The sequence below is a fragment of the Microcoleus sp. K1-B1 genome (assembly GCF_036704705.1).
Taxonomy (GTDB): Bacteria; Cyanobacteriota; Cyanobacteriia; order Cyanobacteriales; family Microcoleaceae; genus Microcoleus.
In genome coordinates this window covers 39388-52034 of sequence record NZ_JAUBSH010000011.1, presented here as the reverse complement: position 1 = coordinate 52034, position 12647 = coordinate 39388, and the positions used below count along the sequence as shown (strand labels likewise).

General features: G+C 46.0%; 13 protein-coding genes. 7 read left to right on the top strand and 6 right to left on the bottom strand.

Annotated features, from left to right (window positions below):
- Positions 1–23: 23 nt before the first annotated feature.
- Positions 24–1154 (bottom strand): pentapeptide repeat-containing protein, encoded by a 1131-nt coding sequence (locus tag QUA83_RS06020; RefSeq protein WP_333292102.1) that lies wholly within the window; start codon positions 1152–1154, stop codon positions 24–26.
- Between the two features lie 55 nt (positions 1155–1209).
- The gene (gene queG / locus QUA83_RS06015) at positions 1210–2178 is read right to left on the bottom strand and encodes a tRNA epoxyqueuosine(34) reductase QueG (protein WP_333292101.1); all 969 of its coding nucleotides are present in this window, start codon (positions 2176–2178) and stop codon (positions 1210–1212) included.
- Positions 2179–2456: 278 nt separating this feature from the next.
- Here queG and QUA83_RS06010 point away from each other — a divergent pair, with 278 nt between their 5' ends.
- From QUA83_RS06010 to QUA83_RS06000, 3 genes are all read left to right on the top strand, one after another.
- Positions 2457–3419: an orange carotenoid protein N-terminal domain-containing protein gene (locus QUA83_RS06010; RefSeq protein ID WP_333292100.1), complete on the top strand. Its 963-nt coding sequence runs from the start codon at positions 2457–2459 to the stop codon at positions 3417–3419.
- A gap of 130 nt (positions 3420–3549) precedes the next feature.
- Positions 3550–3678 carry a hypothetical protein gene (locus tag QUA83_RS06005; RefSeq protein ID WP_333292099.1) on the top strand — a complete coding sequence of 43 codons (129 nt, stop codon included), beginning with the start codon at positions 3550–3552 and terminating at the stop codon, positions 3676–3678.
- Between the two features lie 81 nt (positions 3679–3759).
- Positions 3760–4194 (top strand): nuclear transport factor 2 family protein, encoded by a 435-nt coding sequence (locus QUA83_RS06000; RefSeq protein WP_333292098.1) that lies wholly within the window; start codon positions 3760–3762, stop codon positions 4192–4194.
- A 532-nt stretch (positions 4195–4726) separates the two neighbouring features.
- Here QUA83_RS06000 and QUA83_RS05995 read toward each other — a convergent pair.
- The 3 genes from QUA83_RS05995 to rsmH form a co-directional block, all read right to left on the bottom strand.
- Positions 4727–5149: an ATP-binding protein gene (locus QUA83_RS05995; RefSeq protein WP_015177027.1), complete on the bottom strand. Its 423-nt coding sequence runs from the start codon at positions 5147–5149 to the stop codon at positions 4727–4729.
- A 509-nt stretch (positions 5150–5658) separates the two neighbouring features.
- Positions 5659–7332, bottom strand: coding sequence for a SpoIIE family protein phosphatase (locus QUA83_RS05990; protein ID WP_333292097.1), 1674 nt, complete (start codon positions 7330–7332; stop codon positions 5659–5661).
- A 567-nt stretch (positions 7333–7899) separates the two neighbouring features.
- Complete coding sequence (gene rsmH, locus QUA83_RS05985) at positions 7900–8802, bottom strand: 16S rRNA (cytosine(1402)-N(4))-methyltransferase RsmH (RefSeq protein ID WP_333292096.1); 903 nt, start codon at positions 8800–8802, stop codon at positions 7900–7902.
- 57 nt (positions 8803–8859) lie between these two features.
- Between rsmH and QUA83_RS05980 the strand changes: the two genes are divergently transcribed.
- The 4 genes from QUA83_RS05980 (at position 8860) to QUA83_RS05965 (ending at position 12048) form a co-directional block, all read left to right on the top strand.
- Positions 8860–10044 carry an NAD(P)H-quinone oxidoreductase subunit H gene (locus QUA83_RS05980; protein ID WP_333056426.1) on the top strand — a complete coding sequence of 395 codons (1185 nt, stop codon included), beginning with the start codon at positions 8860–8862 and terminating at the stop codon, positions 10042–10044.
- Positions 10045–10181: 137 nt separating this feature from the next.
- A complete protein-coding gene (locus QUA83_RS05975) occupies positions 10182–10469 on the top strand; it encodes a type II toxin-antitoxin system RelE/ParE family toxin (RefSeq protein ID WP_333292138.1) in 288 nt (95 codons plus the stop codon).
- Positions 10462–10821: a transcriptional regulator gene (locus QUA83_RS05970; RefSeq protein ID WP_333292095.1), complete on the top strand. Its 360-nt coding sequence runs from the start codon at positions 10462–10464 to the stop codon at positions 10819–10821. Before QUA83_RS05975 ends, QUA83_RS05970 begins: the two co-directional genes overlap by 8 nt.
- A 9-nt stretch (positions 10822–10830) precedes the next feature.
- Entirely contained in the window at positions 10831–12048 is a 1218-nt protein-coding gene (locus QUA83_RS05965) for a class I SAM-dependent methyltransferase (protein ID WP_333292094.1), read from the top strand.
- Between the two features lie 21 nt (positions 12049–12069).
- On the opposite strand, the gene QUA83_RS05960 is transcribed toward QUA83_RS05965, so the two are convergent.
- Entirely contained in the window at positions 12070–12645 is a 576-nt protein-coding gene (locus QUA83_RS05960) for a hypothetical protein (RefSeq protein ID WP_333292093.1), read from the bottom strand.
- Positions 12646–12647: the final 2 nt, after the last annotated feature.

Genomic DNA, 12647 nt, shown 5'->3' with positions numbered 1-12647 from the left:
AATTTCTCTAGCTGTAAAGAATATCAAGTCCAGCTACATCCGCTGCAATTAGCTCCCGCCAAAATTCCCCGATTATCGATCTTAGCTTTTTTCATAATAGACCAGCTCAAATTAGCCCCATTCAAAGTAGCTCCGCTGAGATATGCGTTCAGGAAATTTGCTCTTTTCACCACAGCATCGCTCAGATTAGCACCAGCCAAAGTAGCTTTATTAAAATCAGCATCGCAAAGGTTTGCTCCAGTAAGATCTGCTTGAAAAAAATCAGTATTTGTCAAATCCGTTCTCTCTAAATTAGCACCGCGCAAATTAGCTCCCATAAAACAAGCTCCTGCAAATTTACTCCACCGCAAATTAGCTCCGGCCAAAACCAACCCTTTAAAATTCCCGCCGTTAAAATTAGATCTAATTAGTTTAATCCCCGCCAGATTTGCTCTGGCAAAATTCACCCCGCTCAAATCAGCACCACTCAAATCCGCCCCGCTCAAATCAGCACCACTCAAATCCGCCCCGCTCAAATCAGCCCCGCAGAGTTTAGCTTTTTTCAAAATGCTTTGAGATAAATTAGCCTCGCGAAAATTAACCGAGCGGAGGTTGGCTAAACTGAGATTAGCTGCTTGCAAATCAGCGCCGCTGAGATTGGAGCGGCTCAGGTTAGCTCCGGTCAAATCGGCATTTCTCAGATTAGTTACCTCCAAGTTACTTTTAAATATTTTTGCGCCTCGCAGGTTGGCAGATGCAAAGTTCGCTCCTGCTAAGTTTGACTCTCTGAGGTTGGCTTTAGCCAAATTAAGTCCGCTAAAATCTTCCGAACTCAAGTCTACAAAACCACCTAATAAAAGTATATTTTGCACTCTCCATTTATTCCAAATTGCTGCACCTTTTTTGATCAAAATTAGCTGTTCTTGCGCTCCAAACAGCGCAACCGCGAGCGCACGCACCAGCTCGTCAGCATCGTCAAAAACGGCAATTGCTGCTTCTAAACCTTTTTCTCCATAGTTTATGGCATCTGAGATTGCTTCCAGCCTTGCTTCAACTGACGGACTTGCTAAGCGGTGTTTAACTCCTGCTATGCCACCCAAGATAGCAGCATGAATTGGAGGGAAATTTTGACCGCCCAAAACAGAATCGTATTCTTTGGGTTCATTTGCTGACATTTGTTATTTGTTACGAATGACTGCTGAGTGTTGACTGCTGAGTGTTGACTGCTGACTAATGACTATTGATTTGATTTGCCCTGGCATTTCGCCGCAGCATTTCGGGTTTAATGCGCCGCAGCGCCGAAGCGGTAAATCTGCGGTTCCATTCCTCGTCGGAAATGTCGGCTAATTCTGCAAGTGTCGGTGCTATGTTTTCAGGATAAGGCTCAAACTCGGCCACATCAGTTGGTTTAGCAAATCGCTGATTCCAAGGACAAACATCCTGACAAATGTCGCAGCCTGCTACCCAACCTTGTAAATTAGATGCAATTTCGTCGGGCAATTTTTCAGCTCGATTCTCGATCGTGTGATAGGCTATACATCGATCGGCATTCACCACAAAAGGCTCAGTAATTGCTCCCGTCGGACACGCCTCAATGCAGCGAGTACAAGTACCGCAATGTTCCGTATGAGACTCATCGGGCGCTAACTCCAAATTAGTTAAGATTTCGCCCAAAAACACCCAAGAACCGTATTCGCGCGAAATTACATTACCATTTTTGGCAATCCAGCCAATCCCGGCACGCTGCGCCCACATTTTATCCTGAATCGGCCCGGTATCAGCATAGTACCGCGCTTCAATTCCCTCGCCTTGCGATCGCACCCAATTTGCCAAAACCTTCAGTTTTTTGTGCAAAATTCTGTGGTAATCCCGCCCCCAACCGTAGCGAGAGATTTTAGCATATTCGACTCCTGCCTCGACCCCCCTCTCACAAGGGGGATTTGAGGGGCGTTGGTGAGGTGTGTAGTAGTTGATGGCGACACATATTAATGACTGCACCTCTGGCATGAGCGATCGAATATCCTGCCGTTTCGGGTTTGCCATCCATGCCATATCCGCCTGATAACCCTTGTCCAGCCAAGCTTGCAATCTTTGTTTTTCTAAATCAAAATCCGTGTCTGTTGAGGCTATCCCCACTTTGTGAAATCCCAACTCAAGGGCTTTTTGCTTAACCAAATTGCTGCTAATTGGCGTTTTCATTTGACACCAGGCAAATATTTACCTTTTGTATTGACTATTGTGACTTTATATGATAATAAAAGCGATTTTAATGATTGGTTTCCTAAATAAACTAATTCGGCGCACAGTCTAGTGATGGCGATCGCAATTTACCAAACCATTGATTATAGTTTTGTAACTCAGCTATATTTAATTTATATTTGCAATTTTTAACAAAAAGTTACATAATTTTAATCAAGAGAGCTTGAGATTCCCTAACTCAAGTACCTCACTAAAACCACAAATCCCAAAGCATACACATGGCAGTTAGTATTCAATCAGCTCAATCTATTTTCTCGAACACCGAGATTGCGAGCGTTGTGCCGGCTACCACGGAAGCGTTCTACAAACTCAGCGTTGAAGACCAACTGGCACTGCTCTGGTATGCCTACACCGAAATGGGTGTTTCCATCACCGCAGCAGCACCCGGAGTAGCCAGCATGGCGCTTGTCGAAGGAATTCTGAGCGAAATCAAGCAAATGTCGCCGGCTGCTCAAAGCAAAACCATGTTTGACCTAGCCAGCAACGCCGACACAACAATTGGCCGGATTTACACTTCGTTGCGCGTCAACACCAAACTCGGTTTCTGGTACGAGTTGGGACAGTTGATGAAACAGGGCATTGTCGCTCCGATCCCCGCTGGCTATCAAATGTCTCCCGAAGCCACCACAGTTCTCGAAACCATCAAAAAACTCGATCCGGGTCAGCAAATTACCGTACTTCGGAATACCGTAGTTAACATGGGCTATGACCCTGCTTTTAACCAAGAGTACGGCAAACGCTCAGCCCCCCGCAGCACTCCCACCGCTCCAGAAGAGCGGGTGAAAACCCAAATTGAGGGTATCAGCGAGCAGACAGTGCTCAGCTACATCGACTACATGAACGCCTTCGACTTCACCCCAGCCGTCGGTTTATTTGCTGAAGAAGGTGCCCTGCAACCACCTTTCCAAAAGCCGATCGTTGGTCGCGAAGCTATCCTCAACTATATGCGCGAAGAGTGCGTCGGACTGAAAATGATGCCCGAGCGAGGCGTATCGGAACCTGCTGAAGATGGCTACCGCCAAGTGAAAGTCACTGGCAAAGTCGAAACTCCCTGGTTCGGATCGAATGTGGGCATGAACATTGCGTGGCGGTTTTTGCTCGATCCCCAAGGTCAAATTTTCTTTGTGGCGATCGACTTGTTGGCATCTCCTAAAGAATTGCTCAATTTGATTCGTAAATAGAATATTCGGGTTCGGTCTGTCAAACAGACTTGCCCAGAAACCCAGATGCCTTTAGGTGTCTGGGTTTCTATCATTTTAGGTTTTAGATTTTAAATTTTAGATTCAAGAATTGAAGGATGGGAAATGACTGATGGTATCAGGGTTTACAGCTTGGCTACACTTGCATTTTTTGAAAGTAATATTGATTTTGGTCGATCGCTCTGAAAGCTCCGATCGACGCTCTCCGGTTCCTCCTTTTTTAGGAGAATTATTTTCCTAGCCCTACTTATATCTTTTGAGGGATTTGCTGCGGCAAAGAGAATGATTAAAGTATACTCATTCATTTGAAATCACTTGTTTTATGACCGCAACAACTCGACCTATTTTAACTACCTCTATAAAGATTGCAGGTATCACAATGCCAGGGATACTGCAATATTTTGAAACTTTAAACGCGGGCGATTTTGAAGCGACGGCTAATTTATTTGCCGATGACGGGGTTCTGCACGCCCCGTTTGAAGATCCAATTATCGGCAGGATTGCGATCGCCACTTATCTCAAAAAAGAAGCGCGAGGAATGCAGCTAGAACCCCAGAAAGGTGTCAGCCAAATTTTAGAAGATGGCAAACTAGAAGTTCAGGTCAGCGGCCGGGTGCAAACTTCCGCATTTGGTGTTAATGTCGGATGGCTGTTCTTGCTCAATTCTGACCAAAAAATCCTTTCTGTCACGGTCAAACTGTTAGCTTCTCCCCAAGAATTGCTAAATCTGCGGTCACATAAGAAATTTGATGTTTGATAAGCTGTTTCACATTTAAATTGTCTATTTTGGCTTGACCTGTCGATCGCACATAATAGCTAAAGTCGTGCGATTGACAGGTTAATCGGCTCTTGATCGCCAGAATGAGGCAGAAACCGGGTTTTTTCCAAATCTTTGGTGAAGTGCCACTCACGGTATAAAAATCCCGTTTCTGCGGTATTTGTGCGATCGGGACTGTACCCCTACAATCTTACAGTCTCGCCTTGGGCTGACCGAAAGCATCCAGGATACAAGCCCCCGGATTCATTCCGAAAGCAGACTCAGGACCCAGAAATAAAAAACCTGTATCCGATAAAGGAGCCCCCGAATTTATCCGTGGGGTCAATGCTTCAATTCTAAAATCTAAAATCTAAAATCTAAAATCTAAAATCTAAAATCTAAAATCGATTGACGATACTGCACGAAAAAGTGGCTGTCACCGCAGCGCGTGCGACAGACAGCCAAAGCGAGTCTAAAAGTGCATTGCCAATCATTAATCACTCATGACTAATGACTAATGACTAACGACTAATTAAGATTTTTCCGGCAAACTCGCTTCCAACTTGAGACAGTTGCGACCGTCTATTTGCAAACTGTAGTCCACCCGATCCATAAGTCTGCTCATAATCAGCCAGCCGTAGCCGCTTTCCTGTTTAGCTTCCGGCCTCGGGGGATTGTAAGTATCCATTTCGTAACCTTTACCGTAATCCCAAATTTCTAAACCAATATCCCTATTTTTTAAATTCAAGCGAATTAACACGGGCAAATTGGGTTGATCTTTGTGAGCATGGCGGATCACGTTAGAATAGGCTTCTGCTAACACCAAGCGCAAACGATTCGACTGACGCGGCCAATCGACGTGCTCTCCTAGCTCTACTTCCAAACTGCTCAGCAACCAATTTTCAACAATTGTTAAAAACCGCAAGTCGCTTGGCACATGAAGCTCAGTATTCATAAAAAAATCCCGTAAGTTTGAAAACCCTGTGTCTTCACACCAGGTATGAAACACGACGCGCCGAATGGATTCGGCCTCAATACTTGTCGCTACTTGGGGGATACTAGCCTTTTTTGTTTAAAAATCCGGCATTCGTCATTCGGTAGAAGGCAGAAGTTAAGAGTATAGTTGAAAACTTTTCTTATGGGCCTAAAGCCGCTTAACAATTGATAATTATACCGAGACTGCAAGCAGCGAGGTATAAAAAATCTGTGTTTCAATCCTTGGCTTTTAAGCGTTGGTGTTTTCTGACGAATGCCTTCTACCTTAACCCTTGACAGGTATTTAATCCCCCAGGAAAGCGATTCAGGAAACTAGCTGCGCCATCGCCGGCTAGGTTTTTTACTGTGGTTTTTGACTGTTGACGATAACGCGGTCCTTTGCAGGACTACTCTATGGGCCGTCAACAAGCAGGGCTTAAGTTTTTTCGGCTCTCACCCCCGACTATGGGTCGGGAGTCGCTGACAGATTCAAAGAACCTCCAGAGAGAGTATGGTTTGGTCGTCTTCCTGAACGGGATTATCGGCTCGGATGTGAGCCAACAAATTGTCCAAGTTGAAAGAACCAGGTTCCTGAATCAAGAGTTGCCAAAGCCCTTCTTGTTGTAGCATAGAACGGGTTGGTACACCCCCTGCTACCGCTTGACTTGTCACGCTAGCTTCAGTAATTCCGTCACTCGTCAGCAGAAATACATCTCCTGACTTTAATTCGATCGTACCTGCTTTGCCTCTCCAAACTGGTAGTATCCCCAAAGGAATGCCACGAGCTTTCAGGAAATTCGGCTCGACTGGCGTTTTACCGCTAGCGGCTTGAGCTTTCACCTCCGAGTGAGACCAAACAATCGGGTAAATGTGACCGGCATTAGCAAAGGCGAGGTGTCCCGTTGACGGAGTGTAACGAGCTACAACCATTGTAATAAAATGGTTGTTGCCGATCAGGTCGTCAGACATACTGCTATTCATGTTCTGCATAACTTGATCGGGCTCTGGAGAAACTTCTTGGGACAGTTCCCGTCGCATCACCGAAATCGCGCTAGCCATAAATAGAGCAGCCGGAACTCCCTTACCCGAAACATCTCCCACCGCTATCCAAATATCCCCTTGGGAGTGGACGTAGACTTCAAAAAAGTCGCCACCAACTTCCCGCGCGGGATAGCAGCAAGCTTGCACTCTGACAGTTTCAAATTCCGGCCAACTTTGGCGCAACAAGTTTGTTTGGATTTGGCGAGCCACTTCCAACTCGTTTTGCATTTGCTTGGCTAAATCCAGAGTGCGCTGGTAGAGCTTAGCTTGAGACAGAGCGAGAGCAGCTTGAGCTGCTACACCTTCTATTAACTCTATATCTTCTGCCGACCAAGGGTTAGTGCCGCCAATCTGGGACAAAGCCAGTACCGCCAGCAATTCTTGCTGGTAAGTCAAGGGCACGGCAATCTCAACCGAGTTACCATTACCCCCACTGTTTGAGTTCACTTGAGTTTGGCGGGTGGCTACAGCTTGAACCAGCAAATTTTCATCAAAAGAAAAGCTACTGGTCTCGTCGGTTTGGGCTTGGTAGGGGAAGGTACTCGGCAATAGTCGATCGGTCTCTACCGGCCGCAGCATACAATAGTTGGCCTCAAAAGTTTGACCTACGGTTTGAACAATAGTTTGTACCATACTAGAGTAATCTAGCGACCCACGAATCACGCTCATTACCTCATTGAACAGAGATTCCTTGCGTAAAGCGCGGCGCAATGCAACGCTGCGCTGCTTGTAGTATTTGTAAGTATCCGAGGCTTGATTGATCACCAATTTGAGTTCTTCTGGATTCCACGGTTTGGTGATGTATTTGAAAACTTGACCTGAGTTGATGGCCTCAACCAAATCTTCAACATCGGTGTATCCCGTTAGCAGAATCCGAATCGTATCGGGAAATCGCTCGACTGTTTTCCCCAAAAACTCGGTGCCATTCATTTCTGGCATCCGCTGGTCAGATATAATCACCGCCATCTCGCCCTGTTCGTCTAGAACTTCCAGGGCGCTGAGGGCGCTATCTGCTTTGTAAACTTGAAAGTCGCGTCGAAACGTCCGGTACAATAAATCCAAGTTATCGGGTTCGTCATCGACTACCATCAGTTTCAGCTTGCTTCCATCTCCCCGACTCATCTTTCTTCCCCCTTGAAAACCCCCACCATAGCTGTAATCAGCAAGGTGGCGGGAGGAAAAGGGGGGCTGGATATATGCAACATATCAGTTACGTCAAGTTGAGTTAAAGAAACCCGTTTTACCTCAAGGTGAGCATTCCTTTCGCACCATCTGTTCGCACAGATGAGAGGCTTTCGATACTGTAACCCGCCTCGGTAGGCCGCTTCAATAGGGAAAATTCCCGAGTCAGCTTTCACGCTGTGATATGAGCAATGACCTTGTTAGCTTAGCAGTCGGTACTTTTCTAAACACACCAGCATTCAAAACGGCTAATTAATGCTCTGATTGCAGAGTTCTTAACTAGCTGGGCACTGTCCTCGGTGTGAATTTTAACACTTACTACTAACGCAGGTATTGCTACCTAAGTCTGGTCAACACCGGCTGTATTTCAAGCCGCACTGTACCCGGAGGGTTAGTGGTGGGTTGTTGGCGCTATTCCCTACATCTTTGCCGAATCGTACTTGATTGCTGCATGCAAGTCCTCCTAATCTCTGAACTTTTTGCAGCAAGCATATTACTACTGCCGAATCAAGTTATTCTTTCTGCCAGTCTGAGCTTAGCAGAACGAGAGCGGGGATTTCTAGCGACTTCTTCGGATTGTGGCCCGATCGGCTTTTTTGTCAGTACCTGCAAATTGGGTGTTCCTCTGAGTTGGTGCTTGACTGGTCGGTCTTCGAGACTGTGAAATGTAATAATTCCGATTCTCCCACCGGGTTTTAACCACCTTGGGGCTTGGTTGAGGAAAGTTTCTAAAGAAGCGAGTTCGGAGTTGACAGCTATCCTCAAAGCTTGGAAAGTACGGGTGGCCGGATGGATTCTGCCGTTGCGCTGCTTGGGGGGGAAGCTGGAGGCGATCGCCCCTGCAAGTTCTGTTGTAGTTTGAAAAGGACGGCTTTGCACAATCCGCCTTGCGATGCGCCGCGACAGTCGCTCCTCGCCGTACCTGTAAATAATATCTGCTAGTTTAACTTCTTCCCAGTGGTTGATAATCTCTTCTGCCGTCAAAGATTGCTGCTGGTTCATACGCATATCTAGTTGAGCTGGGTGGCGAAAACTAAATCCCCGTTCCGGTGTATCGAACTGAGCAGAGCTGACGCCCAAGTCTGCTATGATACCATCAAATTCGGCCTCTGGGGACTGATATTCAGCAAAGTTGCCGTGCCAAAACTCAACGGGAGAGTTGGCAAATCGGGCTTGGCAAAAACGGATGGCTTGTTCATCGCGATCGATCGCCACCACTGTAACATCTGGCGCCGCCGCTAAAATCAAACTCGTGTGTCCGCCGCCCCCAAGCGTCGCGTCCAAATAGTGTCCGCCTGCACGCACAGCTAAACCCGCAATTAACTCTTGACCCAAAACTGGAACGTGATAGGTGTCAATACTCACATCTGATCCCAGGGTCTCCTTCTCAGAGAGCTCGATATCCTTCATAATCATAAAAGCCAACCAAAAATCAACAATAGCTAGTAATCATTAATTCATTTAATTATGTCAAGAATTGAGACTAGAACCGAACCGATGGTGCTCAACATGGGGCCGCACCACCCTTCCATGCACGGGGTACTCCGGTTAATTGTCACCCTGGACGGGGAAGATGTGGTGGACTGCGAGCCAGTTTTGGGCTATCTGCACCGGGGGATGGAAAAAATTGCCGAAAACCGCACCAACGTGATGTACGTGCCCTACGTGAGCCGCTGGGACTACGCTGCGGGGATGTTTAACGAAGCGGTGACAGTGAATGCACCGGAAAAGTTGGCAAATATTGCTGTCCCCAAACGGGCTAGTTATATTCGGGTAATTATGCTGGAGTTGAACCGGATTGCTAACCACTTGATGTGGGTAGGGCCGTTTTTGGCGGACGTGGGCGCGCAAACTCCTTTTTTCTATACTATGCGCGATCGCGAACCAATTCTCGACTTGTGGGAAGCAGCGACCGGTTATCGCATGGTAAATAATAACTATTTCCGCATTGGCGGAGTTGCCGCAGATTTGCCCTACGGTTGGGTAGATAAGTGCCAAGATTTCTGCGATTATTTCGTTCCCAAAATTGACGAGTACGAACGTTTAATTACCAACAATCCAATCTTCCGCCGCCGGATTGAAGGCTTGGGTACGATTTCCCGCAACGAAGCGATTAACTGGGGACTTTCCGGCCCCATGTTGCGCGGTTCCGGCGTAAATTGGGATTTGCGGAAAGTTGACCATTACGAATGTTATGACGACTTCGACTGGGAAGTTTGTACCGAAGCTGCTGGCGATTGTTTGGCCCGATATTTAGTACGGATTCGGGAGATGCGCGAGTCGGTTAAGATTATCTATCAAGCCTTGAAAGGACTCCCGGGCGGCCCTTACGAGAATTTGGAAGCGAAGCGCTTAGAAAGCGGGCCCAAATCTGAATGGAATGGTTTTGACTATCAGTTTATTGGCAAAAAAGTTGCCCCGACTTTTAAGATTCCCAAGGGCGAACATTATGTCCGCGTTGAAAGCGGCAAGGGTGAGTTGGGGATTTATATTATCGGGGATGATAGTGTGTTTCCTTGGCGCTGGAAGATTCGGGCTGCGGATTTTAATAATTTGCAGATTTTGCCTCACATTGTGCGCGGCGTGAAGATTGCGGATTTGGTGGCAATTTTGGGGAGTATCGACATTATCATGGGTTCGGTGGATAGGTAGAAGGAAAAGGGCGATCGCATTTTTGGGCTGTTTGCTAAAAAGTGCGATCGCTGCTTTCTTCAAACCTCGCTCGGCTACTATAAATTATGGAAGCTCAACCAAAAGAAATTCAGCGTTAGGTCACACCCGATGGAAAAATTCCTTTCACTGAATGGTTGAAGTCTCTTCGAGATATCAAAGCTGAAGCCAAGATTCGCGGGAGACTAGACAGAATTAAGCTAGGCAATTTGGGAGATTGTCGCTCAGTAGGAGAAGGTGTTTTTGAATTAAGAATTGACTGGGGCCCAGGCTACCGCGTCTACTTTGGGCAAATAGAGCAAACGATTGTTCTCATCCTCTGCGGTGGAGATAAAAGCACTCAAGATCGAGATATTCGTAAAGCTATTGAATATTGGATAGATTACAGGAGTCGAGATAATGACTAAAAGTGTAAGTTACCAAGATGACTTGATTGAATTCCTGAAAAAACCTGAAGCTGCTGCTGCTTATATCGAGGCGATTTTGGAAGATAAAAATGTAGAAGCGCAACTTTTACCACTAGCACTTAGTAATATTGTTGAGGCTCGCGGGGGCATAACTCAGCTTTCAGATATAGCTAAGTTGCACTATGAAAAATTAAAAAATTTGCTCTCGAAAACAGGAGGAGATGAAGTTTATCTGTTGGTGGCGTTTCTGGATGCTTTGGGATTTCAGTTACAAGTAGGGGTTAAATCTGATAGTTCAACATTCGAGGCTGAGGGTGCGATCGCAGTCGCAGAGCATCTTCCCACAGTATAATGATTAATTATGGCAGTCAAGCAATTAGATATTAACGATAGTAACCCGCAACTCTGCAATTTTATCTGCGAAAGAATTGCCGCCACTCCGCAGCAGCGTATTACTTTTGCTGAATATATGGATTTGGCATTGTATCATCCGCAGCACGGTTATTATAACAATAGCGATCGACAGTCGATCGGCAAACAAGGCGATTTTATCACGTCGTCTCACTGGGGTGCTGATTTTGCCGAGGTTTTGGCGGATCAGTTTGTGGAAATGTGGGAATTGCTCGATCGCCCTTTCAATTTCGCGATCGTAGAAATGGGCGCTGGGCGGGGAAATTTTGCCGAAAATGTGCTGCAATATCTACAACGGCAACATCCCGACTTCTTTAAAACTTTAACATACATAATTGTTGAAATTTCGCCAATACTTCAAGCGGAACAACGCCAAAGCTTAAGTGATATCAAGTGCGTTAAGTGGTGCAATTGGGATGAGATAGTTAATAACTCAATTGTCGGTTGTTTCTTTTCTAACGAGTTAGTGGATGCTTTACCCGTGCATCAATTCATTCTGGAAGAAGGGCAAGTTAGGGAGATTTACGTTGCCGCAGAAACCCCAAAAACTATACAAGAAGAAATAAAATTTGTTGAGGTAGTTGGCGAAGTTTCCACCCCTAAAATTGCCGAATATTTGGATTTTGTGGGCATCGATTTGTCGGCGAGTGCTTATGGGGATGGTTATCGCAGTGAGGTGAATTTGGCGGCTTTGGACTGGATGAGTACAGTTGCTCAAAAGTTGCAGCGGGGATATTTGTTAACTATTGATTACGGCCATCCGGCGCACCGCTATTACAATCCGAGGCGCAGGGAGGGGACGCTACAGTGTTATTATCGCCACCGATATCACAGCAATCCTTATATTAATGTGGGGCGGCAGGATTTAACGGCTCATGTTAATTTTACGGCGTTGGAAAGACAGGGTGAAGTGTGCGGTTTGGATGTGGTAGGGTTTACTCAGCAGGCTTTGTTTTTGATGGCGTTGGGTTTGGGCGATCGTATTGCTTCTCTGTCTCCAAATGATGCGGAAGTATTGGATGTGGCAACGTTTTTGCGCCGACGGGAGGCTTTGCATCAATTGATCGATCCGATGGGTTTGGGGGGTTTTGGGGTTTTGCTGCAGTCGAAGGGGTTGAAGGAGGAGGAAAAGGGGAGAATATTGAAGGGTTTGATCGTGCCTGATTGATTCTTCCAGATTGATTATTAACTAATTAAGCTGTTTTCTAACCGCACGAGCGATTAAAGGCGCTTTCTTTTCTAACCCTTCTAAATTAAGTTCGTTCTCTAGATACATCCGATACCACTCCTGGCGTTGTTCTATCACCCATTCACTATTCTGAAGCTGTAACTTTTTGAGGGTAAATTCGGCTCGATCGCGCTCGTGGGAAGGAATCGCCTCAGTCAAAACCAACTGACAAGAAGGTAGGATAATCTCAAACCAATTATCTTCTACTTCAAACGGATCGAGAATTTGTCTATCGTAAGTTCCTTTGCAGCTATTTACCCGTTGCAAAACATAGCGATAGTTTTTCCAGTCATAAATCAAATGCCGATTTTCTGCTTTACTTTTACTCAAATAATGATCTACAGTACCCATCCGACTCGGTATGTACATAACTGAATAGCCACAAAGATTTTGGAACTCTTTAGCTAATTGAGGTTTGAAGATCGACCAAAAATCTTTTGGTTCTTTACCAGGATTTTTAACTAACCAATTATTGCCTGCTTTTCGCACCTGTTGCTCAAAATCCGGTGGTTCCGGTGGCGGAGTAAATCGCATCATCT

Coding starts and splice junctions, on each gene's coding strand:
- QUA83_RS05980 (WP_333056426.1), top strand. CDS start 8,860: ATGTCAAGAATTGAGACTAGAACCGAACCGATGGTGCTCAACATGGGG.
- rsmH (WP_333292096.1), bottom strand. CDS start 8,802: ATGAAGGATATCGAGCTCTCTGAGAAGGAGACCCTGGGATCAGATGTG.
- QUA83_RS06010 (WP_333292100.1), top strand. CDS start 2,457: ATGGCAGTTAGTATTCAATCAGCTCAATCTATTTTCTCGAACACCGAG.
- QUA83_RS06005 (WP_333292099.1), top strand. CDS start 3,550: ATGGTATCAGGGTTTACAGCTTGGCTACACTTGCATTTTTTGAAAGTA.
- QUA83_RS06000 (WP_333292098.1), top strand. CDS start 3,760: ATGACCGCAACAACTCGACCTATTTTAACTACCTCTATAAAGATTGCA.
- QUA83_RS05970 (WP_333292095.1), top strand. CDS start 10,462: ATGACTAAAAGTGTAAGTTACCAAGATGACTTGATTGAATTCCTGAAA.
- QUA83_RS05990 (WP_333292097.1), bottom strand. CDS start 7,332: ATGAGTCGGGGAGATGGAAGCAAGCTGAAACTGATGGTAGTCGATGAC.
- QUA83_RS06020 (WP_333292102.1), bottom strand. CDS start 1,154: ATGTCAGCAAATGAACCCAAAGAATACGATTCTGTTTTGGGCGGTCAA.
- QUA83_RS05965 (WP_333292094.1), top strand. CDS start 10,831: ATGGCAGTCAAGCAATTAGATATTAACGATAGTAACCCGCAACTCTGC.
- QUA83_RS05995 (WP_015177027.1), bottom strand. CDS start 5,149: ATGAATACTGAGCTTCATGTGCCAAGCGACTTGCGGTTTTTAACAATT.
- QUA83_RS05960 (WP_333292093.1), bottom strand. CDS start 12,645: ATGATGCGATTTACTCCGCCACCGGAACCACCGGATTTTGAGCAACAG.
- queG (WP_333292101.1), bottom strand. CDS start 2,178: ATGAAAACGCCAATTAGCAGCAATTTGGTTAAGCAAAAAGCCCTTGAG.